The following is a 25,648-nucleotide window of genomic DNA, read 5'->3' on the forward strand; positions in this document are numbered from 1 at the left end:
CCCGCCAAGGCGGGCTATTCAAGCGTTAGCTCCTACTGATTGACATGATCACCCTGTAGAAACCAAGGCCTGAAAGGGCCAGGTTTATAGCGGCAAGCACCCCCACAAAGATGGTGGCTAAAAGCAACCAATGTGCTTGGCTCGCTCCTGGCAGTAGCAGAGACAGCGACAATGCTAGTAGAGTCAAGAAAAGGGCTGCGCACGTAAAACTTCCTGAAATCAGTACCCGGTAGCCTCCCGTGGCGCGTAAGTTTTTCAGTAGGCCTCTGTCCATTACTGACGCCATTAAAGCAATCGCTGTTATTAAAAAGCCTAAAATGGTCCCGGAGCTACTTGCAATTGCATTGGCTAGTGTTGTTATGTCACTAGGCTGAAAAGAAAACTCTCTGCGGTGAAAAACTATTGTTGCACCTGCTGCAATCAATAGTTTAAATGATTCTTGAAGTATTCCCGAAATATTCATCGAGTAATTCCCTCTGTTCTTCCTTCGCTTGGTCGGCAAGTCTGTACATGCTTTCACTCGGCGGAAAAAATGAATTCGTCTTGATGTATTGCTTCGAGTATATACGGTTTGCGATTAAGTCTATAGGCAATATTTTGCCATTTTCATCTGTGTCTAACTTTGCTTTTGTCGCGCCCATTGATAATAACGATCCAATTGCACTTTGAAGGGCACTTGTGAGGCGACCAGCACTAGTGTCAAGTTTTTGGTCAATTGTGAAAGTTACATCTAAGCTATCCGCACCAGACTGATTAAGGAGCTCGATGGTCTTGGCGCTTATACTGTCTTGTGGATACAGCTCTGGATTAGTCGGTTTCGGGATCTTGACGGAGAATTTCTTGATATTCAGCTTGTTGTTGAGGAGCTTTTCTGCTTGGTCCGGACGAATCAGAGGGCCGGCAAAAAATGCTACACCAGTCGTCCCGGTTAATAGTTGGGCTAGATGACTTCCAGTGTTCCCAGTATCGTTGCGATGCATCACAAGCAAAGAATTTTCCTTGTAGAATACAAAGAAATTTTTTTCAATTACGCCTTCGTCAGCATTGAGCTCAATTGTTTTGCTGTGCTTTCCTGGAGCCCCGACCTCTGGCAAGTCGGCTTTTCGGATTTTGCGAATCTGTCCAGCGTAGGAGTTGCTTTCCTTACGATAAGTCAGCCCGAATAGTTCTCTTGTGGAGCCGTAGTGAGAAATATTCCCATACGCCTCCTCGTTTAGAAGGCGCTCAAAAGCAATGTCCGTTGGAGTCGAAAATAGATCGTTCTGGTTTGAGTTCAAGCAGTAGAAGTCGAAGACGTAACTTCGTTGTTTTTCAGGTTTCACCGGTTACTCCTTTAAACGCAACTTTCCCTCAGCTCTGGAGGTGGTTCAGACTTTTCTTGCATTCCATACCAGAAGTACCTTTGCATGGATCGTTACGTCGTCGATCCGGGCCTCAAGATCTTTGTTCTTCGGGTTATCTGAGATCAGCCAGACGTGATCTTCATCTTTCCGCTGCAAGCGTTTGATCAGTAGGTCCCCGTGCCAACTCAGCACGTACACCCCTTCGCCCGCATAGTCATTGACTCCGCGGTCGACAATCACGGGATCTTTGTCGTTGATCGTGCCTTCCATGCTCTGGCCCCACCCAGTGATGATCGCCAGCGCTTGAGGTGAGGTGTATGCCACTCCCTTGTCGCGCAGCAGCTCCTCGCGGATGACCACGTTCCGAATTACTTCGCTGTACTCAGGCGGCAACTGACCATGGCCCATGGCGGCGCGGACGTCGTACTGGGGGACAGAGATGTCACCCTCTGTAGCGATATTAGTTGCGAGCAAGTTACTGCTGCCGCCTGAGCCCGATGGGTCAGCTTCTACTGCCTGGACAATTTTCCGGCGCGCCTCTTCCGACAACCCTTTGCCGTGCTTTTCGAGCATCCGTTGCACCAGATCTGCCGATGACGTCGACGAGGGAGGGAGGTTCAGTCCAGCCGACCCAGGCGCCCGCTTACTCGGTGGCTCGCCTTTGCCGGCAAGAAGCCAATCCACGGTTGTGTCATATCCATCGGCGATAGCAACCAGGTTCTCGTTCTTGATGTTCTCGGTGTCACCTGCGAACCACTGGCGAACGGCTTCGTAGCTGATGCCGCATGTGGTCGCAATGTCTCGCTTCACGCTCCGAACGCCGATCGTGGGCTTCCTTGCGAGTACGAGTTTCGTAATTCGGTCAGTGATTTTCATGTGGGCAATCTACAAGAGTGCTTGGCAAGCATGCTTGTTTTGAAAATACAAGCATGCTTGAATATCGAGACAAGCAAAGGAGGTCGCCATGACCAAAAGCCAAGCAATTCAACATTTCGGGTCCATCTCGGTGTTGGCAAAGGCTCTCGGCGTCACCTACGAGGCAATTCGCCAGTGGGATGAAGTGCCGGAGCTGCGGCAGTACCAGATTGAGCGAATTACCAGGGGCGCCCTGAAGGCCAAGCAGCAAAGCGGGGCCGCCTGAGTACGAAACGAATTATCCAGCTCCTGGCATTGCGCCAGTAGTGATCAGGTTTAGCTGTGAATTTAACCAGTAGGGAAACCCACATGAAATTGCTCACGCTTCTAGCGCTTGAGGGACGCAAATCCCCATCATCGACCGAGCTCTTCCTTCAAACCGAGTCCGACCTCGAGGAAGTGTTCCTTGAACTGTGGGGGCAGGGCGAGCTTCTCGGTTTTGCTCGCCTCGCTCGTGTGCGCAGCGCTGATGAGTTCAGGGGGGGCCGCCCTGTAGCAACGTTTGAATTAGCGGAAGTGCTTTCGGCGCATTCTCCATGCCCAGGTCCACTAACTTCGTTATCAGCTGTTTTGTGGTCTCGCCGGGAGCTTCTCGCAGAGCTTTCAGAATCCCGCTCTTCTTTTCCTCTGGAAGGTCGGCAGCCTGGATTTTCGCTTCGATCAGCTGACGGAGCGTGTCCTCATGAAGCTTGACCGTCACTGTGTCGAGAATAGCGCTAAGGCCACCGTCATCAGCCAGAAAATCCATGCCCTTGGCAGTGCATTTCATCAGGCTGGTGTTGACCAAGATTTCCCTGTCTGCGACCCGCAGGCAGTTTTCAATCAGTCCGTGCTGAATCAGATAGTAGAGATTGGCATCAAGAACTTCCTCCCCGCTGGCCTCCGCCAGTTCGTCGTATTCACTGTCGGGCAAGCTGTATGGATAAGCCGCAGAAATGCGCTCCAGGATTCGTTTCTGCAGGTCTCTATTAAGACTCATATGTTCGGCCTCCGATGGCCTTTTCGTGTGGAAGCAAAAAGCTACCACGGATGCGCCGGACGCCCATAACGCCTGAATCGCAGGCATAAAAAAACCGCCTGGCAGGGCGGCTTCTTCAAAACATAACAGGGTCGATTATGCACACTACAGTCGAGGCAATCAACTCCAGGGCTAGCGCGTCAGCTTTCGGTATTTCTCCAAAGCTGTCGCGTCAGTACGGGTCGTGGAAGAGTGGGGGCAGGGTGTGAGTGTTCAAGCCATGACTTGGGCACTGGCCATCCCCAAGGCTGCTCTGGATAACCCCGCTGCGCGCCATGTTCTCCTGTGTCTGGCCAACTATGCCGGCAGCGACGGGCGCGGTGCATTCCCATCTGCTGGAACCCTCTCCGAAGACACCGGCCTGTCCGAGCGCACCGTGCGCCTGAAACTGGATGAGTTGGAGAAGGGTGGGTGGATCGCCGAAGGCAATCAAGCAATCGCCGCTGCCTACATCGATCGCCGCGACCGGCGCCCAGTGGTTTATGACCTTCAGTTAAAACGGGGTGCATCTGCTGCACCTCGTAAAGAACGGGGTGCAGATAACCGCACGGGGTGCAGCTCACAGCAGAACGGGGTGCAGGAAAACGCAGAACGGGGTGCAGCAGCTGCACCCAATCCGTCAGTGAACCATCAAGGAACCGAAGAGCAGCAGCCGCGCGATTTGGCCGACATGATCATGAAGCAGGATCGCCAGGCCATCGAATCACAGGACGACCGGCAGCGCTTTGCCATGTTCGCCGAGTGGAACCCACCGGCTGACCTGGTAACCACCCAGCTGAAATTGGCAGGCCTGGCCCTGGAGGCGCTGACCGAGGAAATGCTCCAGAGCTTCCTGGGTTACTACGTCGCCAAGCCGCGGGTGTTCGACAGCAACGGCGGCTGGTGCTTCCGGCTGGCCAAGTGGGTCAAGACCGAAAGAGCAAAAGGTGCAGCTGAGCAGGAAGAGGCCGGCGCCGACTGGGCCAAGAATGGAGTTCGAGTATGACCGCAACCAACGTCCGCCAATTGCTGGCCAACCGCCGGACTGATCCCGCCTACCAGCCACCGGTAGAGCCTGGGGCGATGCCGATTGACCCAGCCACCCAGCGAGTGATTGAGGATCTGTTCTTGCGTTTGCGCGGCGCTTGCGGGGCTTGGCGCCAGTCCTGGCCAACCGAGGCTGTGATGAATGCGGCCAAGTTGGAGTGGCTCGGAGAGTTCATGCGCTCGGGCATTACCCGCCTGGAGCAGATCGACCACGGCATGCGGGTGCTGAGCGCGAGCAAGTCCCCGTTTGTTCCGGCACCTGGCGTGTTCGTGAGCTGGTGCTTTGCCCCGGAAGGTCTGGGCCTACCCAGTACCGACAAGGCCTACGCCCAGGGGCTTCGCAACTGCCATCCGGCCATGCGATCGGCGGCGAAGTGGATGCATCCGGCGGTCTACCACGCCACGGCCACGGTCGGCTTTCACAGCCTGCCGCTGATGTCGCGTGAACTTGGCCTGACCTGCTTCGAGAAACACTATTTGGCGCAGTGCCGGAAGATCTGGCAGGGCGAAAGCCTTGGCCCGGTTCCGGTTGCTGAGCTCGCTGCACCAGCTGCTCCGCGCTCGCTGGATGTTGGCCGTGCCGCGCTTGACGCGTTGCGGTCCGCTCGAGGTGCCCGAGCATGATCGATCCAATGCTGCTTCCTCCCGATCCCACGGAGTACCGCTGGGCACTGTACTGCCGTAGCCACTTGCTCGGCCTCTCTGACAAGCCTGAGCCGCCTGTTGCCATTTACCGAGACGAGCAGGTCGCCCGAGCTCATGGCGGCAAGCTGTGGCCATCCACCTGGCTCGTTGTTGATCTTCACAAGGACGAACGTTCATGAAGCAATCCAAGTTGACCAAAGCCGCCCGCGGACGGGAATGCCAGGTACGCATTCCGGGTGTCTGCAACGGCGACCCCAACACTACCGTGCTGGCCCATTACCGCATGGCCGGCACCTGCGGCGTCGGCATGAAGCCGAATGACCTGCAGGGCGCCCATGCCTGCAGCGCCTGTCACGATGCATGCGGCGGCCGCAGCAAGTTTGTTGACCGTGTGACCGCGCGCCAGTACCACGCCGAAGGCGTGATGCGTACCCAGGATCTGCTGATCCGTGAAGGGGTGATTGCCGCATGAGCAAGACTCGCGCTGTGAAGTTCACCGACGCCGAGATCCGCCGGCAGGCCGCCGACCCCGCCGTGCATGACCTGCGCGACCCGCGTCACCCCGGCCTTTACCTGCGATTCGGCCAGGACCGGCAGCGCGGGTCGTGGTACCTGGTGAAGGGCAAGGCCTGGAACCAGATCGCCCGTTATCCCGAGCTGGGCGCCGCCGCGGTGCTGGCCGAGCTGCCTGCGCTGCGTCAGCGCCTGCTACGTGATCCAGACGCCGCCGTTGCCTTGGGCGGCCTGTCCACCGTGGGCCAGTTGCTCGACTGGTATAGCGACCGCATGAGTCGCGACCGCTCGCTGTCGGCCAAGCGGAAGACCGGCGCCAAGTCGGCCATTGCGTGCCACCTGAAACCACGGCTGGCCGATCTGCCGATTCGGGCCGTGTCGGCACCTGAGTTGGACAAGCTGTTGATGTGGCCCGCGCAGGAAGTGCTTTCGCTGTCCTACGTGCGCCAACTGTTTGGCCTGCTGGTCGTCGCGTTCCGTCAAGCCCATAAGCTAGGGCTGATCGATACCAACCCCATGGCCGCGCTGAAGTTCGTCGACTTCACCAAGGCCCGGATCATGCCCAAGCCGGCCCGGCTGCGTGGCGTACACCTGGTCGAGCTGGTGCCCATGCTGGCCGGCCTGTTCGACACTGAGCCCGGCGAGGCCATGCTCGCGCTGATGATGCTGTGCCACGGCACCCGGGTGGGGGAGACCCGCCTGGCGCGCTGGTCCGATATCTCGATGGCCGATAACGAGTGGTTCATTCCGGCCGAGCACGCCAAGACCCGCACCGAGCACCGGTTGCCGCTAACCGCCCAGGTCAAGGCCATGCTGAGCCGGTACCGCGCCGCCCAGACCGCCCAGGGCTACGAGGGTATCTACTTGTTCCCGTCCCGGCGTGGTCGGGCACTGAGCGAGGGTCAGGCCAGCGCCGTGTTCACCCGTCTGGGCCAGGGCGAATGGACTAGCCATGACCTGCGCAAGGTCGCCCGTACCGCCTGGACTGACCTGGGCATCGACGGCCATATCGGCGAGATGCTGCTGAACCACTCGCTGGGCAAGATCGCCTCGACCTATATCAACACCCAGGCCCGGGAGCAGCGTCTGGCCGCACTGGAGAAGTGGCACGCCTGGTTAGATGAGCGCGGGTTCAACACGGTTCACAACCTGACAGGCGCCCAATATGAAGATTCGCAAAACCCTGTGCAGCCCTTGAACGACGTGGCCTGCAAGGTAATTCCGAAAATTGTTAATAGCGAGGTTTCAAAAGCATGATCAAGAGCCATGGACCGGCGTTTCGCAAGCAGGCGATGGAGCTGGCCCAGTGCCCGGCGTGCCGTGGCAAAGCGGTGATCAAGGGCGTGTTCCATGACCTGGCCTGCGTGCAATGCAACGCCTCGGGTTGGGTGGCCGCCGCAACGGGTGAGGCGCTGCCGGTGGAAGAGCTGGTCATCCAATTGAGCCTGCGCCTGCAGGCTGTACAGCGACAGATCAACGAATTGAAACAGCCTCGGGCCAGTGGGCCGGAGGCGATTTACCAGGACAACAACCGCCGCGGTGCCGGCGGTTCGAACAGAACATTGGATTGAGGGGAAGGACATGGTCTACGGAAGCGTATCGGGAGCAGTGGTTGCAGCATTGGCTGCGGGGGAAAAGGGAGCAGCGAAAGGGCAGGCCTGGCAGAAGCTGTACAAGGCAACCGAAGAGGAGGGTGGTTGCCTGGCCTCGTTGGGCGGTCAGTCGCACGGGCTGGACCGCACCCAGGTGGATTACTGGCTGTCAGCGCGCCTGCATCACCTGCTGATCCCTCGGCACTGGGATGCGCTGGTCGCGAAGTACAGCACCAGCAAGGCGAAGAAGGTTCAGGCCATCACGCTGGTGAGGCCGCTCATCGCGAGCCCGGCGCCGGCGCTATTCATCTACAAGGCGGTGACGGCCTGGGCGATCCCTAAGCTGAAGGGGGCTCGCCGGAAGGCGCCGCGCTCAGTGTCGGTTGAGGTGCCTCTCGACGCATCGCCATGGCGCCGCGAGGCGACGGTGAATGCTGCAGTTGCTGCGGGGCAGTCCGAAAAGCGCCGGATCGAGGCGCTGGAAGAGGATGTGATCATCCTGGCCGACAGCTTCTACGACATGAACACCTGGGACCTGGATGCCACCCCCGAGCCAACGCGCCGTCGCTGGAGAGCACAGATCAACGAGAAGCTCGATGGCATGGTAGACGACGCCTTGGCCGAGGTGCGGGAGATTCTGGAGGCTGAAGGACTGCTGATGAAAGACGCGGCGTGATTCCCTGTTGACATCAGTGAGCGAGTGAGCGAAATTATCTCCATCCTGTCATTCCTGCGCGTGTTGAGGAGTGACCAAAGAAGCCCGGCCATTGAGTCGGGCTTTTTGTTTGTGCTGTTTTATCAACATGTATCCGGCATTAATTGCGACTCCTCGTTCTGAGTGGTATTCGTTGCCTCTGAACAAAGGAGATGCAATGGCTATTTACACTTGGAAGAAGAATACGATTGATGGTTTTGAGATCTGGAACGTGTATGTGGATGGAGAGCCGTACCCCCTTCCTTTCTCAAGTGAGGCGCTAGCGAAGGATGAGATTGAGCTTCTGAAGCAGAAAGAGCTCAAGCCCGAACGTAATCGCAATGTCAGGAAGCCGGGCGACGACTAATTAAGTTTCCCTAGCCACAATTTTTATCAGAGCCCAGCCATAGCGCTGGGCTTTTTCTTTTGTGCTCCCCGCAACGGGAGGAATTGAGATGCCAAACATGCCTGAGAAGGACCCCGGCCTGTGGGCCGCAGTGATTGCCTGGGTGATCGCCCACCAGCCACAGCTCTACGCTGCTGGTCTGTCCGTTGTAATCGCCGCGCTGCGCGTTGTGTACGGCGGCGGAACACGCCGGCAGATGTTCTTGGAGGGTGCCTTGTGCGGCCTCATCACCTTGGCCCTGGTGCCGCTGCTCGAATGGATGGGTCTGCCGCAGGGCATGGCCACCTTCGCCGGCGGTGCTGTTGGCTTCATGGGTGTGGAGAAGCTGCGGGGATACTCCGATCTGTTCCTGTCCCGCAAGGCGCAGGGCTAACGCATGACTCTACCCGCAGAAGGCAAGAAGCCAAAGCCTTATGGCTACCGCTGGCAGCAGGCCCGCGAAGGCTGGTTACGCAGCCATCCGCTGTGTACCCGATGCCATAAAGACGGTCTCGTTAAGCCCGCCACCGTCGTTGACCACATCAAACCACACCGCGGCGACATGTCCCTGTTCTGGGATCGGAGCAACTGGCAATCGCTATGTACCAACTGCCACAGCTCCTACAAGCAGCGTTTGGAGAAGTCAGGGCGCGAGGTTGGTTGCGACGTCAGCGGCAGGCCTCTGGACCCACGGCACCACTGGAATCGGCCCTCCTGAGCCCTCACAGGCCCCGTCAAGCGCTCTTCCCAGGGGTAGGGGGGGTAAAAAGTTTTTTGCGAAGCTTTTCCTGACCGTTCGCCCCCCTCTTTGTGCAAAACCGCGAAATGAAAAGTTTTTTTTTGAGAGCAAACAATGGCCGGGAGACGACCCACTCCGACGGAGCTGAAGCTTGTCAGAGGGAATCCTGGTAAGCGTCCGATCAACAAGAACGAACCCAAGCCTGCGAAGCGTATTCCCAGCGCGCCAGGACATTTGAGCAGTGAAGGCCAGGTCGCATGGGGACGCCTCACGGTTCTGCTGGATCGCATGGGGGTGCTCACTGAAGCCGATGGCTTCGCGCTGGAGCGGCTCTGTGATTGCTACGCCGAAATTCTTGCCCTGCGCGACCTGGTCGATGCACAGGGGCGCACCTACGAAACCACCAGCACCCAAGGTGAGCTGGTACTCAAGGCGAACCCGGCAGTTGCCATGCTGGCCGACGTCGACCGTCGCTTCAAAAGCTACCTGGTCGAGTTCGGCCTGACTCCGGCCGCTCGATCCAAGGTCCAAGTAAAAGACGATGAGCCAAAAGAAGACGAGTTCGCGGAGTTCTTCGGTTGAAGATCCGGCGACCCAGTACGCCGAGGAAGTGCATTCCGGCCAGCGGACAGCGGGGCCCGACATCCGAAACGCCTGCGCTCGCCATCTTCGGGATCTGAAGGAAGGACCTAAGCGCGGGCTGATCTGGGATCTCGAAGAGGCCAACAAGGCCATTCGCTTCTATCGCACTGTTCTGAAGCTCAATGGTGGGGAGTTCGAAGGGCTGCCGTTCGAGCTGCTGCCCTGGCAGAAATTCATCGTCGGCAGCATCTTTGGTTGGAAGTCTGAGGATGGCTATCGTCGCTTTCGCGTTGTGTATGTCGAGAGCGGAAAGGGCTCGGGCAAGTCTCCCTTGGCCGCCGGCGTCGGACTGAAAGGACTGGTCAGCGACAATGAGGCTCGCGCCGAGATCTATGCGGCTGCGACCAAGAAGGATCAGGCAATGATCCTGTTCCGTGATGCCGTTGCGATGGTCCAGCAGTCGCCGGAGCTGACCAAGCGCCTCGCCTGTAGCGGCACCGGCCAAAACATCTGGAACCTGGCTTACCTCAAGTCGGGGTCATTCTTTCGCCCGATCAGTTCGGATGATGGCCAGTCCGGCCCAAGGCCGCACATGGCACTGATCGACGAGGTGCACGAGCACAAGACCAACATGGTCGTGGAGATGATGCGAGCCGGCACAAAAAGCCGTAAGCAGGCATTGATCTTCATGATCACCAACAGCGGCTCCAACAAGCGCGGGCCGTGCTGGGAATACCACGAGTACGGCACCAGGGTGGCAGCGGGATCATTGATCGATGACGGCTTTTTCGCCTACATCTGCTCGCTTGATGAGGGCGATGATCCCATCAGGGATGAGAGCTGTTGGTTCAAATCAAACCCATCGCTGCAAGACGCCGACCTCCCAGGCATGAAGTACTTGCGAGAGCAGGTCACAGAGGCGCGAGGCATGCCGAGCAAGGAGGCAATGGTGCGCCGCCTGAACTTCTGTGAATGGACTGGCGCAGAGTCGCCCTGGATCTCGTGGGATGTCTGGAGCCAGGCTGAAGAGCGCGTGCCGATGTCGCTGCTGCGCAATCGTCCCAGCGTTGGCGGCCTGGATCTGTCCAGCACGACCGATCTGACATCGTTCGTTTTGCTGTTCTATCCGACCTATGAGGATCCGCACTGGCGACTGCTCCCGTACTTCTGGATTCCTGACCACGAGCTGGACAAGCGCGAAGTCCGCGACAAGGTGCCTTACGCCGCGTGGATCAAATCGCGGGATCTAGAAACAACCCCTGGGCGTGCGATCAGCAAGCTACACGTGCTGCGCAGGATGCAGACGATCTGCGATTTCTTTCAGGTGGACAAGATTGCATTTGACCGTTGGCGGATCGAAGACATGCGTCAGCTGATGGTCGAGTACGACATCACGCTGCCCGAACTCGTTGAGTTCGGTCAGGGCTTCAAGGACATGGGGCCTGCAGTTGATGAGTTCGAGCGGCGTTTGCTGGGAATGACGGAGCTTCAGCCGGGACCTGAAGATGAAGCCGAGGAATTCTTTGACGATGCGGTCACGGCAGAAGCGGTGGAGTCGCTGCGCCATGACGGCAATCCGGTAATGACGTGGTGTGCCGGCAACGCGGTAATCGTTTCCGACCCTGCAAACAACCGCAAAGCAGACAAGGCGAAGGCAACAGGTCGGATCGACGGCATCATCGCCGCGATCATGGCCACGGGCATCAGCGGCGCTGCGTCATCCGGAAGCAATGGCAGTTCCATATACGACGAAGGAGTTGGAGTTTGAACAGCATCGCAATCGCTGCATGGGTTGCCGGCCTGGTTGGCTTCGGCTCGCTGGTCGCCGGCGTCGCTCTGATCAATGTGCCCGCGGCATTCATTACTGCGGGCCTCGGCCTCATCGGTTGGGCCTGGCTCGCTGACAAAGCGGCCGCTCGCATGCAAATCAATCATAAGCCTGAGGGAGGCTGAGCATGTTCTTCAGCAACCTTCTCGGTGCCAATGAGGGGCTGGTCTCCGCTGGGGGAAGCAGCTTTTGGCGGGGCCTGATCGGCTCTAGCCGCTCGGCGGCTGGGGTTACGGTAACTCCAGACAGCGCGCTTGCAATTACTGTTCTGCAGACTTGCGTCACGCTTCTGGCCGAGAGCGTGGGCCAGCTGCCACTTGAACTGTATCGCCGACTGGGTGACGGCAAGCGCGAATCTGCTACGGCCCACCCGCTCTATGACGTTCTTCGCTATCAGCCAAACCCCTGGCAGACCCCTTACGAGTACCGCGAAGCTGGCCAATTCGCCTTGGGCTTGCGCGGTAATTGCTACAGCTACATCGAGCGCAACGACGATGGTTCAGTTAAGGCGCTCTATCCGCTGGGCAACGACAAGGTGACGGTACTCAAGGGAGGAGATCTGCGGCCTGTCTATCGGATTGGCGGGCACGATCCTCTGCCTATGCGGCTGGTCCATCATGTGCGATGGCACACCAAGAATCACTACACGGGCCTTTCACCCGTTGAACTACATGCCGATGCGGTTGGCTTGGCGCAGGCGGTGAGGCAATACGCAGGCAAGTCATTTGCCAATGGCACTGCAGTCAGCGGCGTTATCGAGCGTCCACGCGAGGCGCCGCCCATCAAAGAGCAGGGCAGTATCGATCGGATTCTCGACCAGTGGGGCAACAAGTTCTCTGGGATCGACAATGCGAAAAAGGTCGCAATGCTGCAGGAAGGCATGACCTTCAAACCGGTGTCAATGAACAACGTCGACGCCGAGTTGCTGGGCATACTCAAAGCCACTGGCCTGGATATCGCCCGGATTTACAAGATTCCACCGCACATGATCAACGAGCTGGAGAAGGCCAGCTACAACAGCCTTGAACAACTGCTGATCCAATACGTGATCTTTGCCCTGGTGCCGTGGGTCAAGCGCCACGAGCAGGCAATGATGCGCGACTTCCTGCTACCGGCGGAGCGGCGCGAGTACTTCATCGAGTTCAACCTCTCCGGCCTGCTACGTGGCGACCAGAAAAGTCGGTACGACGCCTACGCGATCGGCAGGCAATGGGGCTGGTTGTCGATCAACGATATCCGGCGGCTGGAAAACATGCCGCCCGTTGCCAACGGCGATAGCTATCTACAGCCGCTGAACATGACCGACGTTGCCCACGGCCTGCCCGACATTAACAACCCTGACGTCCGCGCCCAGCTCGAGCAGCAGCGCGACGATATCCTGAGGATGCTTGCTGCATGAAACGACATCTGCGCGCTGCCAGCTTGCTGTTCAATCAGCCGCTGCTAACGACCCCCGATATGCTGGACCTGGCGGTGCGCTGGGCCAACCAAACCATGAGCTTGAACATCGTCAATCTAGGCGTGGGCGGCGCGGCTGCTGGTCCAATGCTGTTCCACGATGAAGAGGACTACCAGGTTGAGCAGGAGCGCCGCGAAGAGCAGCGCCGCGCTGCTATCGCCCAAACAGGTGTTGAGGTGATCCCGGTCCATGGCGTACTGGTGAGCCGCGGTAGTCACTTGAATGCCTGCGAAACGATGACCAGCTACGAAGGACTACGCGCCGCACTGAACGTAGCGGTAGCTGACCCGCTGGTTGAACACATCGTGCTCGATATCGACAGCCCTGGGGGCAGCGCAGTGGGGGCTTTCGAGCTTGCCGCTGACATCCGTGCCGCTACCAAGGTCAAACCCATCACCGGCCTGGTCAATTTCATGGCGTATTCCGGCGGCTATCTGATCGCGGCTGCTTGCTCCGAAGTCGTGGTCAGCCTGACATCGGGTGTGGGGTCCATCGGCGTGATTGCCAGCCACATGGATCGCTCCAAGATGCTCGACGGTATGGGCGTCAAAGTGACCACGGTGTTCGCGGGGGCGCACAAGAACGACTTGAGCCCAAACGAGCCACTGACCGAACGGTCCCAGCAGGTGCTCAACAATATCGTGCAGGAGAGCTACCAGCTCTTTACCACGCATGTCGCCGAGTATCGCAACCGTGACGTGGCAGACATCATCGCGACCGAGGCAGCCTGCTATCGCGGCGCAGCGGCTATTGCCGCCGGCCTGGCCGATCGCCTCGAAGCGCCCCAGCTCGCGGTAGACAATCTTTCTCAGGCGGTCGCACTCAGTCGAGCCCAGCGACAAGGCGCCCAACCGCGACAACGAATCAGTGTGCAAGCCGCAGCGCTCGCCATTCAGACCCAACTCTGACCGCGTTCGCGGCAGTGATACCAACCGCCTACGGGCGGCTTTTTTATGCCCAGGAGGCAGTATGTCCCTCGTAACTCAATTGCGTAGCGAACGCGCCACTCTCAACAGTCAGATCCAGGCCCTGGCCCAGCTTGAAGCCGCGGGCACCTCGCTCAGCGTCGAGCAGTTGGCCCAGTTCGAACAACTCAGCACCCAGTTCAATGCTCTCACGGACAAACTTTCGCGTGCAGAAGCCGCTGAGCGAATGGCGACCGCAAGCGCAGTACCTGTCAACGAGAGTGCTCAGGGTCTGAATGGTCCACCCAGCAATATCAGCGGTCCGTTCACCGCCAAGCCGGTACCAGGTGCCAACATGGCGCAGATGGTGCGCGTGCTGGCTGCCGCACGTGGCGACCAGCATGCCGCCGCCAAAATGGCCGCAGATTCCGGCTACAACCCCGAAATCGCCATGGCGCTCAGCACCGTCACACCCGGTGCCGGCGGCGTACTGGTACCGCAGAACTTCTCCAGCGAAGTGATCGAGTTGCTACGACCGAAGTCGGTGGTACGCAGCCTGGGCGCCGTGTCGTTGCCGCTGCACAACGGCAACCTGACGGTACCGCGAATTAAGGGTGGTGCAGTTGTCGGTTACATCGGCACTGAAGAAGACATGCCGACCACCGACATGCAGTTCGACGATCTGAAACTCTCGTCGAAGAAGCTGGCGGCCCTGGTGCCGATCAGTAATGACCTGCTGTCGTACTCCGGCACTAATCCAAGTGTTGATCGCCTGGTCGTGAACGACCTGGTGGCATCCGTAGCGACGGCTGAAGACTTGTCCTTCCTGCGTGGCGCCGGCACCGGAAACCTGCCCAAGGGGCTGCGCTTCTGGGCACCGGCCTTCAACGTGTTCGCCGCACCGGCGGAAATGACACTGCAGGCTGTGGAGCTCGCCCTGTCAGCCTTGATCCTGCGTCTGGAGAATGCCAACTCCAACATGACGGCACCAGGCTTTGCCATGGCGCCCCGCACCAAGCGCTGGTTGGCGGCCCTGCGTGATGGTAACGGCAACAAGGCCTACCCGGAGCTGGATCAAAACATGCTGAAAGGGTTTCCGGTCGGCTCGACTACCCAGATCCCAATCAACCTGGGCGCCGATGGCGATGCTTCGGAAATCCATTTCGCGGACTTCGCCGACTGCTTCATCGGCGAGGACGACGCCATGGTCATCGATTTCAGCAAGGAAGCCACCTACAAGGACGGCAGCGGCAATGTCATCAGTTCTTTCCAGCGTGATCAGACGCTCGTGCGTGTGATCGCCAAGCATGACTTTGGCCCGCGCCATGTCGAGTCTGTGGCGGTGATGACTGACGTCAAATGGGGCCGCTCGCTGTAAGGCATCCGCCCGGCACGCCGGGCATCCAATACTTAAAACCGGGGAACATCCCATGAGCAAAAGCATCGTTACTTTCGAGAAAAACTGGCGCGGCTATGCCGCGGGTGAAACCGCTGGCTTTGACGCTGGAATCGCTGAAAGCTTGATCGGATCAGGCTATGCAGTAGAAGCGGGCAAGCCGGCTTCGAAGAAAGGTAAAGCCGGCGCTGACGGCCCTGCACCTGCGAGCAAAAAGCCTGATAACGAAGAGGGCTCAGCGCCTGCCGGCAAGGCCAGTGAGCAGGTGGACGAAAGCGGGAAACCGTAATTATGGCTCGCCGCATCGCCTATACAGGGGCGCCGGTGCTGACGCTGGAGCAGGTGGCCTTTCAGTGCAGGGCTGAGCCAGAGGACCTGCAGCCAGAACTGATCGATCAGATCATCATCCCAGGGGTTACCGCCCAGGCCGAATCGAAAACCGGGGCGGCCATTCGTGAAGCGGTTTATGAGGAGGACTGGCCAGCGTCGTATCCGTCGGGGCATTCGCTGGATGTTGGCCAGGTGGTTGCCGTTGAATCGGTGCTGGCCGTCGGCGATGCCGGGCAGGAAAAGGCATTTGAAGGGAGGGTAGAGCTCCGCCAAGGAGGGAAGGAGAGCTATCTGATCTTTCCGGGGGGGCGACCTGAGGGCCGGCTGCGTATTCGCTATCGCGCCGGGGTGGACTTCAAGGCGCACCCGGGTGTTTTGAGCTGGCTGCTGATGGCCGCCGAAACCGCATTTACTAATCGTGGGCTGATGGTCGTTGGCCAGTCGCTGACCGAGTTGCCGTCGAGCTTTATCGACCATCTGATAGCGGACATCACTGTCCCGCCGAGATTTTAATCATGGCACTCAGGGAGCCCGCAACGGGCGAATTAAACCGGCGAGTCATGATTCGGCAACGCACCGATAAGCCGGCTAAAGACTTCGGCTTGGACTCGGCTTTCAGTGGCGAGGTTTGGCGCTGGGCATCCATTTTGCCTGTTGGTACCGCTGCGTACGCTGCGGGTGTTCAGCTGGATGCCAAGGTCACTCACCGCGTTACCTTTCGCTTTCTGGACGGTATCTCGGAGGATCATGAGGTGGTGCACGGGGCCAAAATCTACAGGGTGCGTCGCGTGGCTGATCTGAACGGAGCCCATCGTTTCACGGTGTTGGAAGTTGAGATGATCGGCGGGGTGACCGCTGGAGGGGGCGTTTATGGCTAGCCGTTCTTCGGTCGAAGGCTATGTGCACTTTGAGGGCTTTGACAGTTTTGAGCGTGACGCCTTCGACAAGTCCAAGATCCGCGCGGCGATGCGTAAAGCCGGCCGCCTGGTCACGCAACGAGCGCAGATGAACCTAGCGCTTGGTAAAGGCCAGGACGGCTATCCGGTCAACCGTACGGGCGCCACCCTTGAATCGATCAACTTCAAGGTGTCGCGGGCCGGCTTTCTCGTGCGGATCGCTCCGCGCAAGACCAGTTCCATGAAGGAGTTCTATCCGGCCTACCTGCATTACGGGGTCAAGAAAGGAAACCGCCCCGGAAAGCTTGCACCAGGCATGGGTAAAGGCAAATCGAACCGCCGAGCCAAGGGCGATAGGGCGCTGGCCCTTGCTGCCCGTGCCGCTGCTGGGTGGCGTATTACCCCCCGCGACAACTACATGGCGGATGCCTTGCAGGACTCGAGATCATCGGTGCAGGCGCTGCTATCAGCTGCATTTGCGGCCGCCTTGAACTGACCTCCGAACCGGAAACCACGATGAGACTAAATGTGATCGTCGCGCATTTGCGCGCCTACTGCCCGACGTTTTCCACACGGATTGCGGCGGGTATCGACTGGGATGCAGTCGCGAGCAGTTCCAAGCTGCAGCACCCATCGGCCTATGTGATCGCTTCCGACGATCAGGCAGAACCGAATGACCTGCAGACCGGTGTCCGCCAGGTTATTTCAGATGGCTTCGACGTGGTTGTTGTGTTGGACACCAGCGATGAACGTGGCCAGGAGGCCGCGCAGGATCTGCACGAACTGCGCGCGGAAATCTGGCGGGCACTGGTGGGGTGGAAACCTGGCAGCGAGTACGACGCCATCACCTATGGCGGGGGCGCACTGATCTTCATCAACCGAGCCCGCGTGATCTACCGCTACAGCTTCAGCGCTGAGTTCCAGTTGGGCCGTAGTCGTGAGGGTGACCCGGCTGAGACGTGGCACGAGCGCGAGCTTGATGGCCTGCCTCCGCTGGAGGGCATCGATATGCGATACGACTTTATCGACCCCCTGAGGGATCCGAACGCGGCTCCTGGCGGGCCTGACGGGCGGGTCGAACTTGAAACCCGAGAGGACTTGAACCCATGAACCTGATTCACGTGAAGCCGGTACCGGGGCGACTCTGCCCCATGCCGGAGAAGGGCGGCCAGTTGCTGCCGGAGGCGGGCGCCAAGGTGCCCCACGACGCGTACTGGCAGCGCCGTATCAGCGACGGCGACGTAGTACGCGTCGAAGCTGCGCCGGCAGAAAGCCCGGTCGTAGGGCCCGAACCTGTGGCGGCGCCTGAGCCCGTCACTCAATCCAAGCCAGCCCGAGGGAGTAAGGCGCAATGAGCGTAGGTTTCAGCACTATTCCGGTCGACATCCGCGTGCCGCTGTTTTATGCCGAGGTCGACAACTCGCAGGCCAATAGCGGCGCCTCGACCCTGCGCCGGCTGCTGGTCGGCCAGGTCAACGACGACGCCGACAGCCCCGAGATCGGTAGCCTGGTACTGGTGGCCCGCACCGCCGAGGCCCGCGCTATCGCGGGTGACGGCTCGATGCTGGCCGCCATGCACAAACAGCACCGCGCCATTGACTCGGCCGGCGAGGTCTGGTGTTTGCCGCTCAAGGCGGTCGGCACGCCGGCGAAAGCCAGCGTTACCGTAACGGGCACGGTCACCGTGAGCGGCCTGGTGAATCTGTCCATTGCCGGGCAGCGTGTGCGTGTCCCGGTGGTCGCCGGCGCTACCGCTGACGTGGTGGCCGCCGCCCTGGCGGATAGCATCAACGCGGCGGCTGATATGCCGGTGAAGGCCACGGCAGAGGCCACGGCGGTGAAGCTGGTGGCCAAGTTTTCGGGTGAGCTGGGCAACGACATTCAGCTGCAGCTCAATCGCCTGGGCCGCAATAACGGCGAGGTAACCCCCGCCGGCCTGGTGCTGACCATCACTGCCATGACCGGTGGCACCGGAACACCGGACATTGCCGAGGCCCTGGCGGCCCTGGGTGATGAGGAATTCGAGTTCATTTGTCAGCCCTGGACTGACACCGCGACGCTCGATGCCTGGAAAGTCGCAATGGATGACAGCGCCGGGCGCTGGTCCTGGGCAAAGCAGCTGTATGGCCACGTCTACACCGCCAAGCGCGGCACGCTGGGCCAGCTGGTGGCGGCGGGGCGCCTGCGCAATGACCCGCACGTAAGCATTCACGGCTGTGAAAAGGGCGTGCCCCAGCCAGTCTGGGAAATCGCGGCGCAGTGGGCCGCGCGTACTGCCGTGTTCATCAGTGCCGACCCGGCTCGCCCGACGCAAACCGGTGCGCTGGCAGGCATTGAACCGGCGCCGTCGAGCGAGCGCTTCATGCTGACCGAGCGGCAATCGCTGCTGACCAGCGGCATTGCCACGGCCTGTTACACCGGCGGTAACTACCGCATCGAGCGCGCCGTTACGACCTACCAGCGTAACGACCTAGGCCAGCCGGATGACTCCTACCTCGACAGCGAGACGCTGCACCAGTCGGCGCACGTTATCCGCTACCTGCGCGGGATCATTACCAGCAAGTACGGGCGCAGCAAGCTGGCCAACGACGGCACCCGCTTCGGTGCTGGCCAGGCAATCGTCACCCCGGTTGTGATCCGGGGCGAACTGATCGCCGCCTATGGCGCGCTTGAGCGCGACGGCATTGTTGAGAACAGCGAACTGTTCAAAGAGTACCTGGTGGTCGAGCGTGATCCGCGTAACCCCAACCGTGTCAGCGTCCTGTTCCCGCCGGATCTGGTCAATCAACTGCGGGTGTTCGCCCTGGCGTATCAGTTCCGCTTGCAGTACCCCGAAGCGGTGTAACCCTTTTCGTACAACTCCGGCCCGCCACGCGCGGGCTTTTTTATGGGAGATCCCTTCATGGGTCAGAAAGTCGCGGGCACCTGTTACGTCAAGGCCGACGGCGAACAGCTCACGATCACCGGCGGCGTGGAATGCCCGCTGTCGGACAAGAAGCGCGAAACCATCACGCGGGGCTACTACAAGGAAGAAGACCTGGTGCCTTACATCAGCGTCGATGCGGTTAAAACGCCCAACTTCCCCCGGGCCAAATTGGCCAACGCCACCAACATGACCATTACCGCCGAGTTGGCCGACGGTAGTAGCTACGTGCTGAGCGGCGCGTATCTGGTTGATGAAACCAAAGTGACCGGCGATGACGCGAAAGTCGCGCTGAAGTTTGAAGGCATTGCAGGAGACTGGCAGTAATGAGCACCGTAACCCACAAGCTGAACGCCCCCATTCAAGCCCACGCCGAGGAAGTCACTGAATTGAACCTGCGCCGCCCGACAGTGCAGGAGGTTCGGGCCATCAAACTCCTGCCGTACACCATGGGCGAAAGCGGCTACCCCATTGCAGATGTTGAAACCGCGTCGAAGTACATCGCCGTCTGTGCCGGCATCCCGCCCAGCTCGGTTAACCAGTTGGACCTGTCCGACCTGAACACCCTGGCGTGGATGGTCATTGGTTTTTTCATGGCCCCCGCTTCAGCTCAATCGACGGACTGATCGAGCTGGCCTACGACCTGGCCTGGTACTGGAAAGTCAGCCCGGGAGAGGTCACGGCCTGGCCGCTCGACGTGTTGTTCGAGAGTGAAGAAAACGCCTGGCGAATTCAGGCGTTAGTAGGGGGCGGCAATGGCGGATAAGTTCCAGCTCAAAGCGCTTATTACCGGCGTCGATAAGCTATCGCCGGTGCTGAGCGGGGTTCGCAAGAATGCGGCCAATTTGCGCAAGCAGCTGAACAGCTCGGGCCTTGGCAAGATCACCTTCATGGATGCGATTCAGGGCGGGGCCATCGCGGCCCCGTTTGTCATGGGGGTACAGGCTGCCATGGGCTTTGAAAGCGCCATGGCGGACGTGAAGAAGGTGGTTAACTTCGATTCGCCCGAGCAGTTCAAGGCGATGAGCGACGACGTGTTGGGCCTGTCCGAACGCCTGCCGATGGCGGCCGAGGGCATTGCGCAGATTGTCGCCGCCGGCGGCCAGTCGGGCATTGCCCGGGAAGAACTGAATCAGTTTGCTGAAGACGCGGTGAAAATGGGCGTCGCGTTCGACCAGACGGCCGAACAGTCGGGCAGCATGATGGCCAAGTGGCGAACGGCGTTCAAAATGAATCAGGCTGAGGTCGTCACCCTGGCCGACCAGATTAACTACCTGGGCAACACCGGCGCGGCCAGCACCGGGCAAATCTCGGCGATCCTGACGGCCATTGGTCCGCTGGGTGAGGTGGCCGGGGTCAGCGCTGCGCAGTTGGCGGCGATGGGCTCGACCCTGGCCGGTGTGGGTATCGCCCAGGACGTGGCCGCCACCGGCATCAAGAACTTCATGCTGACGCTCACTGCAGGCACTGCCGCGACTAAATCGCAGGCCCAGGCCTACAAGTCGTTGCGCCTGGATGCGAAGGAAATCTCCAAGGGCATGCAGACCGACAGCGAGGGCACGATTAACCGCGTGCTGCAGACGCTGGCCAAGGTCGAGAAAAGTAAGCAAGCGGCCGTGCTTACCAACCTGTTCGGCAAGGAATCGGTAGGGGCCATTGCGCCGCTGCTGACCAGCTTGAACACGCTGCAGAAGAACTTTAAGTCTGTCGGCGACGAAAGCGAATACGCCGGATCGATGCAGGCGGAATACACGGCCCGCGCGGCGACTACGCAAAACGCCATGCAGCTCCTGCAGAACCGGGTGACCCGGCTGGGCATCACGGTTGGCAGTGTGCTGCTGCCGCCGTTTAACGAGTTCATGGCCACCGTGGGGCCGATCATTGGCAAGGTGACGGAGCTTGCCGGGGCCAACCCGTGGTTGATCAAGGGCATTATCGGCGCGGCTGCGGGCTTTACCGTGCTGCGCCTGGCCACGGCAGCGGCAACCGCTGCGCTGACGGTGATGAACGGCGTTGCCAGCATGAGCCCGATTGGCCTGGTGGTGCGTGGCATCGCTGTAGCTGCAGGCCTGGTGATCGCCAACTGGGCGACCCTGGCGCCGTATTTCGAGGCGATTTGGGCGCGGATTCAGGGGCCTGCGATGGCGGTATGGGGCTGGATGAAAACGGCCTTTGCCTGGTCGCCGCTGGGGCAGATTATCGCCAACTGGGAGCCGATCAGCGGGTTCTTCGGCGCCCTGTGGGAGCTGGTCAAAGCCTTCTCGGTGCCGTTCTTCGACTTCCTGAAGTCGGTGTTTGACTGGTCGCCGCTGGGCATGATCATCAAGCACTGGGAGCCGATCACCGGATTTTTCCGCAGCCTATGGGAGAAGCTGCGGCCCATCATTGAACCGATGATGAAGTTCCTTGGCTTCGAGTCTGATGGTGCTGATGGTTCCGGCGTGGTCAACGCGGCGACGGACAAGGTCAATGCCTGGGCCGAGGAACAGAAGGTCCGTAACGCAGCCAAGCACCCGGCACCGGGGCAACTAGTCAAGCCGATTGCGCAGGCGCCGGAGTTGATGCCGGCAGCAACCAGCGTGGCCAGTTTGTTGCGTGCGCCAGGGGCTGAGGCGCCTGCAGCACCGCTGCCGCTGCTGAAGCCGCAACCGGTACCGCAACCGCTGCCGGTATCGCAGGCGGCCGCTACGGCGCTTCCAGATGCCGCCAAATGGCCGCCGGCACCGCCGGTACCGGCAACACCGCCGGCGGTCGCCGCTGCTGCAGTGCCGGCACCGGCGCTGCCAAGGCTTGCCCTGGTGCCCAAGGTGGGCCCGCAGGACATGCTGCCGGAAGCCGAACAGCGGCCGGCCGATGCCCAGGTGCCAAAGGCTGAGGCGCCCAAGGTTCCGGCCCCGGTGCTGCAGGTGGCTCCGCCCAAAGTGCCGGGCCCGGTGCTGCAGGTGGTGCCAACCAAGGCCCGCGAACTGACGCAACAACCCGCACCGGCGCCGCTGCCAGCGATGCCGAAGGTGCCGCAGTTTGAGCAACCCAAGGGGGTGACCCCGGCGGACATGCTCAAAGCCGCCCAGGCGGCCCAGCAGTTAGCCCAACCGCCACGCTCGGGCGCATCGGCGGGGCAGTTAGCGGCAGCGGCCAGTTTGCCAGCCGCGCGCGGGTCGTTGGTGCAGCAGGCGGCGGCCACGCAGAAAACCAATCTGGAAGGTTCCATGCTGGTGCGCTTTGAGAACGCCCCGGCGGGTATGCGCGTGGACCAGCCTCAAACCAATCAACCCGGCCTGACGGTAACCCCGCAAGTCGGCTACCGCTCGTTGAGGGGGTGACAATGGAAAGAACCTGGCGGGATGAGCTGCACCCGGCATCCTTTCGCGGGGTGCCGTTTCATGTGGACAGCGACGCCATGCCGGTTGGTCGGCGCACGCAGCTGCATGAATATCCCCAGCGGGATAAGCCGCTGGTTGAGGATATGGGCCGGCGCACGCGGACGACCAAGCTAACCGCCTTTGTCATTGGTGATGACTACCTGGTGAAGCGTGACGACCTGCTGAAAGCGCTGGATGAGCCCGGCCCGGGGGAGCTGGTGCATCCCTGGTTCGGGCGCATGAACGTAACGGCGGGAGATTGCGAGGTCACCCACGAGCGGCGCGAAGGCGGCATGGCGCGCTTTGACCTGGTGTTCATCGAAGCCGGGGAGAAGGGTTTTCCGGCCGGTGTGCCGAACACTGCACGGCAGCTTGAGGAATCATCGGAAAGCCTGCTTGAGTCGGCGATCAGCCGATACAAGGCAGCCATGTCGGTGGTGAATCGGGCGCGCCTGGCGGTGGTCGCCCTGCAAAACGGCATTTCCGGCATACAGATGGCGATCTATCAGGAATTCGGCCAGTTGGTCGCCCTGGTCGGTTCCGTCGAGGCGCTGGCTGACATGCTGATCAACGCCCCGGGCAACTTCGCCGCGATGATCCGGGCGCAGTTTGCGGATATCGGCGGCCATTCGCGTTCCTCGGGCTACCGCTGGGCGCCGTCGTCGGGCGGCTCGGGCGGTGCCGGCGGTTCGTCGGGTGGTACCGGCAGTGGCGGTTCTGGCTCTGGTGCCGGCGGCAGTGGCGGCAGTGGCGGCACGGGTAGCGGCGGTGGCGGATCGAGCGGCGGCGGTGGTAACGGCAGCAGTGGAGGGGGCGGCGGCAACGCGGCGGCCGACCTCGAGGCCGACCCGGAGTTTGCCCGCACGGTCGCCGGCCTGGCTGAGGTTGAGCCGGTCTTTACCACTTTCGTGACGGCGACCCGGGATATCACCGGCCAAGTCGAAACGGCCAGGGCGCTGGCCGCCGAGGCTGCTACCGACAAATCGATCAGCAACACCGCCGGCGGCGCGGCTACGGTCGCAGTCGTCAAGGCGGCCCGCGAGCTGGTGCGCGATGCCTTGCTTGTGCTGGCCGCGCGCACGGCGGCGGTTATGCCGGTGATCGCTGCGCCGGCGCCGCTGCCGGGTAGCCCGTCCCTGGCCCAGCAGGTGGCGGCGCCGATCCAGCGCCCGGAGGTGCCGGCGGCCGATGAGGTGGTGCTGATTCGTGACGCCATCGGTGCCGCGCTGTGGGAGGCGGCGCAGACCGCATCGCATGATCACTTTGAGGTGCTGGAGGCCGTGCGCAAGCACGTTACCGGGCACCTGACCGAGGTGGCCCGTTCGGGCGTTCGCCTGACCGAGGTGACGACGCAGGAAAGTTTGCCGGCGTTGGTGCTGGCTTATCAGTGTTTCGGCGACGCCACGCGCGCCGGCGAAATCGTTACGCGTAACAAGGCCATCCACCCGGGCTTCCTGCCGCCGGGAGTGTTGACCGTCGCCCAGGATTAAACCCATGGACAACCTGAACGCTGTCACGCTGAGCGTGAACGGCCTGGATTATCGCGGCTGGACGAAAGTCAGCATCAGCGCCGGGATCGAGCGGCAGAGCCGAGACTTCAAGCTCGACGTTACCTGGCGGTGGCCCGGCCAGGACACCGAAATACCTGTGCGCCAGGGTGATTACTGCCAAGTGCGCATTGGTGATGACCTGGTGCTGTCGGGCTGGATTTACAGCACACCGGTTAGCTACGACAGCAAGTCGGTCAATCGGGCCGTTGCCGGCCGCTCGATGACGTCTGATCTGGTCGACTGCTCGGCGATCAACAAACCCGGGCAGTGGCGCGGGCAGAGCGTGCAAAAGATCGTCCAAGCCCTGGCCGAACCCTACGGGGTGCAGGTGCTGAGCCAGGCGGCCGAAACCACGAAGTTGGCCGATCACAGCATCGAACCGGGAGAAACGGTGTTCGAGTCGATCGACCGCCTGTTGACGCTTTCCCGGCTGCTCTCGACCGACGATGCCCGCGGCCGATTGGTGATCATCCGGCCGGGGAGCGCCGGCCGCGCGGTTGACCGCCTGGAGCTGGGGCAAAACATCCTGACCGGCTCGGCCGCCCTGGACTTTTCCGGGGTGTTTTCTGAATACCGGGTGACCGGCCAGCGCTCGGGCACCGATGAGGAATTCGGCGTAAAGGCCTCGGAGGTGCGGGCGTCGGTCACTGATCCGCGCGCCACGCGCAAGCGGGTGCTGCTGATCCACGAAAGCGGCCAGATGACGCCGACGCTCGCCGAGGCGCGGGCCAACTGGGAGCGCGGTAACCGCATGGGCAAGGCGCTGACCCTGCAATACAAAGTGCAGGGGTGGCGGCAGTCCAACGGCGCGCTATGGCTGCCCAACATGGTCGTGCGGGTGGTCGATGGCCTGATCGGCATCGACCGCGACATGCTGATCAGCGAAATCGAATACAGCCTGGACGAGAACGGCACGGTGGCCAACATCACCGTAGGCCCGCCGGATGCCTTCGACCCCGAACCGAAAGACCCGCACAAAGCCCGCAAGCTGAAGAAGGGCGGCAAGGCGGACAACTTCGAATACCTGATTCCCGCTGACTGGAAGCCTGGCACATGAGTGGATTCAAAAACTTCCTGGCCCGGGGCGTGCTGTCGCTGGTGAACGCCGGCAGCAAGATGCAGGGCCTGCAAATGCGGCTGACTGCTGATGAAGTGAAAGACGGCATGGAGCACTTCGAGCCCTACGGCCTGACCTCAAATCCCCAACCCGGCGCGGAGGCCCTGGCGGCCTTTCTGAACGGTGACCGCTCGCTTGGGGTAGTGATTTGTGTGTCCGACCGGCGCTTTCGTCTGCAGGGGCTCAAAAGCGGCGAGGTGGCGTTGTACACCGACGAAGGCGACTACCTGCACTTCAAGCGTGACCGCGTGATCGAGGTCAGCACGCTGACCCTCAAGGTCAAGGCGGAAACGGCGGTTGAGTTCGACACGCCGGTTATTCGCACCACGGGGCGCATCGAATCGGCCGGCGACCAGATCGCCGCCGGCGTGAGCACGTCCCTGCACGTTCACGAAGGCTCGGACAAAAAGCCGGTACCGGAGGGCTGACA

Annotated in this window: 34 protein-coding genes; 30 read left to right on the forward strand and 4 right to left on the reverse strand. The window is 60.7% G+C overall.

The window, feature by feature from the left end; all coding sequences use genetic code 11:
- Window positions 1-25 precede the first annotated feature (25 nt).
- Genes JYG36_RS13565 through JYG36_RS13575 form a run of 3 tightly spaced genes read right to left on the reverse strand, consistent with a single transcriptional unit; the run spans window position 26 to window position 2,219 of the window.
- Window positions 26-463, reverse strand: coding sequence for a hypothetical protein (locus JYG36_RS13565; RefSeq protein ID WP_213601081.1), 438 nt, complete (start codon window positions 461-463; stop codon window positions 26-28).
- Window positions 429-1,322 carry a DUF6731 family protein gene (locus tag JYG36_RS13570; RefSeq protein ID WP_213601083.1) on the reverse strand — a complete coding sequence of 298 codons (894 nt, stop codon included), beginning with the start codon at window positions 1,320-1,322 and terminating at the stop codon, window positions 429-431. Before JYG36_RS13570 ends, JYG36_RS13565 begins: the two co-directional genes overlap by 35 nt.
- Window positions 1,323-1,367: 45 nt before the next feature.
- Window positions 1,368-2,219, reverse strand: a complete 852-nt coding sequence (locus JYG36_RS13575; protein ID WP_213601085.1) for an XRE family transcriptional regulator — start codon at window positions 2,217-2,219, stop codon at window positions 1,368-1,370.
- Window positions 2,220-2,307: 88 nt separating this feature from the next.
- Here JYG36_RS13575 and JYG36_RS13580 point away from each other — a divergent pair, with 88 nt between their 5' ends.
- A complete protein-coding gene (locus JYG36_RS13580; RefSeq protein WP_213601087.1) occupies window positions 2,308-2,484 on the forward strand; it encodes a Cro/CI family transcriptional regulator in 177 nt (58 codons plus the stop codon).
- Window positions 2,485-2,733: 249 nt separating this feature from the next.
- Here JYG36_RS13580 and JYG36_RS13585 read toward each other — a convergent pair whose 3' ends face one another.
- Window positions 2,734-3,324, reverse strand: coding sequence for a hypothetical protein (locus tag JYG36_RS13585; protein ID WP_213601090.1), 591 nt, complete (start codon window positions 3,322-3,324; stop codon window positions 2,734-2,736).
- Window positions 3,325-3,496: 172 nt separating this feature from the next.
- On the opposite strand from JYG36_RS13585, the gene JYG36_RS13590 reads away from it, so the two are divergent.
- From JYG36_RS13590 to JYG36_RS13730, 29 genes are all read left to right on the forward strand, one after another.
- Window positions 3,497-4,261, forward strand: coding sequence for a DnaT-like ssDNA-binding domain-containing protein (locus JYG36_RS13590; RefSeq protein ID WP_213601092.1), 765 nt, complete (start codon window positions 3,497-3,499; stop codon window positions 4,259-4,261).
- Window positions 4,258-4,926, forward strand: a complete 669-nt coding sequence (locus JYG36_RS13595) for a replication protein P (protein ID WP_213601094.1) — start codon at window positions 4,258-4,260, stop codon at window positions 4,924-4,926. Before JYG36_RS13590 ends, JYG36_RS13595 begins: the two co-directional genes overlap by 4 nt.
- Window positions 4,923-5,126 (forward strand): hypothetical protein, encoded by a 204-nt coding sequence (locus JYG36_RS13600; RefSeq protein WP_213601096.1) that lies wholly within the window; start codon window positions 4,923-4,925, stop codon window positions 5,124-5,126. Before JYG36_RS13595 ends, JYG36_RS13600 begins: the two co-directional genes overlap by 4 nt.
- On the forward strand, window positions 5,123-5,419 hold the full coding sequence (locus JYG36_RS13605) for a DUF1364 domain-containing protein (protein WP_213601098.1): 297 nt from the start codon (window positions 5,123-5,125) through the stop codon (window positions 5,417-5,419). The genes JYG36_RS13600 and JYG36_RS13605 overlap by 4 nt, the downstream gene beginning before the upstream one ends.
- The gene (locus JYG36_RS13610) at window positions 5,416-6,717 is read left to right on the forward strand and encodes a tyrosine-type recombinase/integrase (RefSeq protein WP_213601100.1); all 1,302 of its coding nucleotides are present in this window, start codon (window positions 5,416-5,418) and stop codon (window positions 6,715-6,717) included. The genes JYG36_RS13605 and JYG36_RS13610 overlap by 4 nt, the downstream gene beginning before the upstream one ends.
- Window positions 6,714-7,031 (forward strand): hypothetical protein, encoded by a 318-nt coding sequence (locus JYG36_RS13615; protein WP_213601102.1) that lies wholly within the window; start codon window positions 6,714-6,716, stop codon window positions 7,029-7,031. The genes JYG36_RS13610 and JYG36_RS13615 overlap by 4 nt, the downstream gene beginning before the upstream one ends.
- Before the next feature lie 10 nt (window positions 7,032-7,041).
- Window positions 7,042-7,728, forward strand: a complete 687-nt coding sequence (locus JYG36_RS13620) for a hypothetical protein (protein ID WP_213601104.1) — start codon at window positions 7,042-7,044, stop codon at window positions 7,726-7,728.
- Window positions 7,729-7,924: 196 nt separating this feature from the next.
- Window positions 7,925-8,113: a hypothetical protein gene (locus JYG36_RS13625; RefSeq protein ID WP_213601106.1), complete on the forward strand. Its 189-nt coding sequence runs from the start codon at window positions 7,925-7,927 to the stop codon at window positions 8,111-8,113.
- A gap of 88 nt (window positions 8,114-8,201) precedes the next feature.
- Window positions 8,202-8,525, forward strand: a complete 324-nt coding sequence (locus tag JYG36_RS13630) for a phage holin, lambda family (protein WP_150776818.1) — start codon at window positions 8,202-8,204, stop codon at window positions 8,523-8,525.
- 3 nt (window positions 8,526-8,528) lie between these two features.
- Window positions 8,529-8,849 (forward strand): HNH endonuclease, encoded by a 321-nt coding sequence (locus JYG36_RS13635; RefSeq protein ID WP_213601107.1) that lies wholly within the window; start codon window positions 8,529-8,531, stop codon window positions 8,847-8,849.
- A 255-nt stretch (window positions 8,850-9,104) separates the two neighbouring features.
- Window positions 9,105-9,452, forward strand: a complete 348-nt coding sequence (locus JYG36_RS13640) for a phage terminase small subunit P27 family (RefSeq protein ID WP_213570596.1) — start codon at window positions 9,105-9,107, stop codon at window positions 9,450-9,452.
- Window positions 9,412-11,220, forward strand: a complete 1,809-nt coding sequence (locus JYG36_RS13645; protein ID WP_213601109.1) for a terminase large subunit — start codon at window positions 9,412-9,414, stop codon at window positions 11,218-11,220. Before JYG36_RS13640 ends, JYG36_RS13645 begins: the two co-directional genes overlap by 41 nt.
- On the forward strand, window positions 11,217-11,405 hold the full coding sequence (locus tag JYG36_RS13650; RefSeq protein ID WP_213601111.1) for a hypothetical protein: 189 nt from the start codon (window positions 11,217-11,219) through the stop codon (window positions 11,403-11,405). Before JYG36_RS13645 ends, JYG36_RS13650 begins: the two co-directional genes overlap by 4 nt.
- A 2-nt stretch (window positions 11,406-11,407) precedes the next feature.
- Window positions 11,408-12,679 carry a phage portal protein gene (locus JYG36_RS13655; RefSeq protein WP_213601113.1) on the forward strand — a complete coding sequence of 424 codons (1,272 nt, stop codon included), beginning with the start codon at window positions 11,408-11,410 and terminating at the stop codon, window positions 12,677-12,679.
- Entirely contained in the window at window positions 12,676-13,647 is a 972-nt protein-coding gene (locus tag JYG36_RS13660) for a S49 family peptidase (RefSeq protein WP_213601115.1), read from the forward strand. Before JYG36_RS13655 ends, JYG36_RS13660 begins: the two co-directional genes overlap by 4 nt.
- A gap of 79 nt (window positions 13,648-13,726) precedes the next feature.
- The gene (locus JYG36_RS13665) at window positions 13,727-15,022 is read left to right on the forward strand and encodes a phage major capsid protein (protein WP_249744346.1); all 1,296 of its coding nucleotides are present in this window, start codon (window positions 13,727-13,729) and stop codon (window positions 15,020-15,022) included.
- 52 nt (window positions 15,023-15,074) lie between these two features.
- Complete coding sequence (locus tag JYG36_RS13670; RefSeq protein ID WP_213604504.1) at window positions 15,075-15,329, forward strand: hypothetical protein; 255 nt, start codon at window positions 15,075-15,077, stop codon at window positions 15,327-15,329.
- A 2-nt stretch (window positions 15,330-15,331) separates the two neighbouring features.
- A complete protein-coding gene (locus JYG36_RS13675) occupies window positions 15,332-15,883 on the forward strand; it encodes a hypothetical protein (protein ID WP_213601118.1) in 552 nt (183 codons plus the stop codon).
- A gap of 2 nt (window positions 15,884-15,885) precedes the next feature.
- A complete protein-coding gene (locus JYG36_RS13680) occupies window positions 15,886-16,248 on the forward strand; it encodes a head-tail adaptor protein (RefSeq protein ID WP_045201451.1) in 363 nt (120 codons plus the stop codon).
- Window positions 16,241-16,762, forward strand: coding sequence for a hypothetical protein (locus tag JYG36_RS13685; protein WP_045201452.1), 522 nt, complete (start codon window positions 16,241-16,243; stop codon window positions 16,760-16,762). The genes JYG36_RS13680 and JYG36_RS13685 overlap by 8 nt, the downstream gene beginning before the upstream one ends.
- Before the next feature lie 20 nt (window positions 16,763-16,782).
- Window positions 16,783-17,376 carry a phage tail terminator protein gene (locus JYG36_RS13690; RefSeq protein ID WP_195883545.1) on the forward strand — a complete coding sequence of 198 codons (594 nt, stop codon included), beginning with the start codon at window positions 16,783-16,785 and terminating at the stop codon, window positions 17,374-17,376.
- Window positions 17,373-17,621, forward strand: coding sequence for a DUF2635 domain-containing protein (locus tag JYG36_RS13695; RefSeq protein WP_213601120.1), 249 nt, complete (start codon window positions 17,373-17,375; stop codon window positions 17,619-17,621). Before JYG36_RS13690 ends, JYG36_RS13695 begins: the two co-directional genes overlap by 4 nt.
- Window positions 17,618-19,111, forward strand: coding sequence for a phage tail sheath subtilisin-like domain-containing protein (locus JYG36_RS13700; RefSeq protein WP_213601122.1), 1,494 nt, complete (start codon window positions 17,618-17,620; stop codon window positions 19,109-19,111). The genes JYG36_RS13695 and JYG36_RS13700 overlap by 4 nt, the downstream gene beginning before the upstream one ends.
- Window positions 19,112-19,168: 57 nt before the next feature.
- Entirely contained in the window at window positions 19,169-19,516 is a 348-nt protein-coding gene (locus JYG36_RS13705; RefSeq protein ID WP_213601130.1) for a phage tail tube protein, read from the forward strand.
- Window positions 19,516-19,815: a phage tail assembly protein gene (locus tag JYG36_RS13710; protein WP_134063860.1), complete on the forward strand. Its 300-nt coding sequence runs from the start codon at window positions 19,516-19,518 to the stop codon at window positions 19,813-19,815. Before JYG36_RS13705 ends, JYG36_RS13710 begins: the two co-directional genes overlap by 1 nt.
- Before the next feature lie 129 nt (window positions 19,816-19,944).
- A complete protein-coding gene (locus tag JYG36_RS13715) occupies window positions 19,945-22,512 on the forward strand; it encodes a phage tail tape measure protein (protein WP_249744347.1) in 2,568 nt (855 codons plus the stop codon).
- 2 nt (window positions 22,513-22,514) lie between these two features.
- The gene (locus tag JYG36_RS13720) at window positions 22,515-24,041 is read left to right on the forward strand and encodes a DNA circularization protein (RefSeq protein ID WP_213601132.1); all 1,527 of its coding nucleotides are present in this window, start codon (window positions 22,515-22,517) and stop codon (window positions 24,039-24,041) included.
- A 4-nt stretch (window positions 24,042-24,045) separates the two neighbouring features.
- Window positions 24,046-25,158, forward strand: a complete 1,113-nt coding sequence (locus JYG36_RS13725; RefSeq protein WP_213601134.1) for a phage baseplate assembly protein — start codon at window positions 24,046-24,048, stop codon at window positions 25,156-25,158.
- Window positions 25,155-25,646, forward strand: a complete 492-nt coding sequence (locus JYG36_RS13730; RefSeq protein WP_213601136.1) for a phage baseplate assembly protein V — start codon at window positions 25,155-25,157, stop codon at window positions 25,644-25,646. Before JYG36_RS13725 ends, JYG36_RS13730 begins: the two co-directional genes overlap by 4 nt.
- The last annotated feature ends 2 nt before the right edge of the window (window positions 25,647-25,648 follow it).

Origin of the sequence: Pseudomonas sp. SORT22 (assembly GCF_018417635.1) — a bacterium.
Lineage (GTDB): Bacteria > Pseudomonadota > Gammaproteobacteria > Pseudomonadales > Pseudomonadaceae > Aquipseudomonas.

Bases quoted from the DNA above. Each gene is read 5' to 3' on its own strand.
- JYG36_RS13565 (WP_213601081.1), bottom strand. From the start codon at position 463: ATGAATATTTCGGGAATACTTCAAGAATCATTTAAACTATTGATTGCA.
- JYG36_RS13575 (WP_213601085.1), bottom strand. From the start codon at position 2,219: ATGAAAATCACTGACCGAATTACGAAACTCGTACTCGCAAGGAAGCCC.
- JYG36_RS13580 (WP_213601087.1), top strand. From the start codon at position 2,308: ATGACCAAAAGCCAAGCAATTCAACATTTCGGGTCCATCTCGGTGTTG.
- JYG36_RS13585 (WP_213601090.1), bottom strand. From the start codon at position 3,324: ATGCCTGCGATTCAGGCGTTATGGGCGTCCGGCGCATCCGTGGTAGCT.
- JYG36_RS13590 (WP_213601092.1), top strand. From the start codon at position 3,497: ATGACTTGGGCACTGGCCATCCCCAAGGCTGCTCTGGATAACCCCGCT.
- JYG36_RS13595 (WP_213601094.1), top strand. From the start codon at position 4,258: ATGACCGCAACCAACGTCCGCCAATTGCTGGCCAACCGCCGGACTGAT.
- JYG36_RS13600 (WP_213601096.1), top strand. From the start codon at position 4,923: ATGATCGATCCAATGCTGCTTCCTCCCGATCCCACGGAGTACCGCTGG.
- JYG36_RS13605 (WP_213601098.1), top strand. From the start codon at position 5,123: ATGAAGCAATCCAAGTTGACCAAAGCCGCCCGCGGACGGGAATGCCAG.
- JYG36_RS13610 (WP_213601100.1), top strand. From the start codon at position 5,416: ATGAGCAAGACTCGCGCTGTGAAGTTCACCGACGCCGAGATCCGCCGG.
- JYG36_RS13615 (WP_213601102.1), top strand. From the start codon at position 6,714: ATGATCAAGAGCCATGGACCGGCGTTTCGCAAGCAGGCGATGGAGCTG.
- JYG36_RS13620 (WP_213601104.1), top strand. From the start codon at position 7,042: ATGGTCTACGGAAGCGTATCGGGAGCAGTGGTTGCAGCATTGGCTGCG.
- JYG36_RS13625 (WP_213601106.1), top strand. From the start codon at position 7,925: ATGGCTATTTACACTTGGAAGAAGAATACGATTGATGGTTTTGAGATC.
- JYG36_RS13630 (WP_150776818.1), top strand. From the start codon at position 8,202: ATGCCAAACATGCCTGAGAAGGACCCCGGCCTGTGGGCCGCAGTGATT.
- JYG36_RS13635 (WP_213601107.1), top strand. From the start codon at position 8,529: ATGACTCTACCCGCAGAAGGCAAGAAGCCAAAGCCTTATGGCTACCGC.
- JYG36_RS13645 (WP_213601109.1), top strand. From the start codon at position 9,412: ATGAGCCAAAAGAAGACGAGTTCGCGGAGTTCTTCGGTTGAAGATCCG.
- JYG36_RS13655 (WP_213601113.1), top strand. From the start codon at position 11,408: ATGTTCTTCAGCAACCTTCTCGGTGCCAATGAGGGGCTGGTCTCCGCT.
- JYG36_RS13660 (WP_213601115.1), top strand. From the start codon at position 12,676: ATGAAACGACATCTGCGCGCTGCCAGCTTGCTGTTCAATCAGCCGCTG.
- JYG36_RS13670 (WP_213604504.1), top strand. From the start codon at position 15,075: ATGAGCAAAAGCATCGTTACTTTCGAGAAAAACTGGCGCGGCTATGCC.
- JYG36_RS13675 (WP_213601118.1), top strand. From the start codon at position 15,332: ATGGCTCGCCGCATCGCCTATACAGGGGCGCCGGTGCTGACGCTGGAG.
- JYG36_RS13680 (WP_045201451.1), top strand. From the start codon at position 15,886: ATGGCACTCAGGGAGCCCGCAACGGGCGAATTAAACCGGCGAGTCATG.
- JYG36_RS13685 (WP_045201452.1), top strand. From the start codon at position 16,241: ATGGCTAGCCGTTCTTCGGTCGAAGGCTATGTGCACTTTGAGGGCTTT.
- JYG36_RS13690 (WP_195883545.1), top strand. From the start codon at position 16,783: ATGAGACTAAATGTGATCGTCGCGCATTTGCGCGCCTACTGCCCGACG.
- JYG36_RS13695 (WP_213601120.1), top strand. From the start codon at position 17,373: ATGAACCTGATTCACGTGAAGCCGGTACCGGGGCGACTCTGCCCCATG.
- JYG36_RS13700 (WP_213601122.1), top strand. From the start codon at position 17,618: ATGAGCGTAGGTTTCAGCACTATTCCGGTCGACATCCGCGTGCCGCTG.
- JYG36_RS13705 (WP_213601130.1), top strand. From the start codon at position 19,169: ATGGGTCAGAAAGTCGCGGGCACCTGTTACGTCAAGGCCGACGGCGAA.
- JYG36_RS13710 (WP_134063860.1), top strand. From the start codon at position 19,516: ATGAGCACCGTAACCCACAAGCTGAACGCCCCCATTCAAGCCCACGCC.
- JYG36_RS13715 (WP_249744347.1), top strand. From the start codon at position 19,945: ATGGCGGATAAGTTCCAGCTCAAAGCGCTTATTACCGGCGTCGATAAG.
- JYG36_RS13720 (WP_213601132.1), top strand. From the start codon at position 22,515: ATGGAAAGAACCTGGCGGGATGAGCTGCACCCGGCATCCTTTCGCGGG.
- JYG36_RS13725 (WP_213601134.1), top strand. From the start codon at position 24,046: ATGGACAACCTGAACGCTGTCACGCTGAGCGTGAACGGCCTGGATTAT.
- JYG36_RS13730 (WP_213601136.1), top strand. From the start codon at position 25,155: ATGAGTGGATTCAAAAACTTCCTGGCCCGGGGCGTGCTGTCGCTGGTG.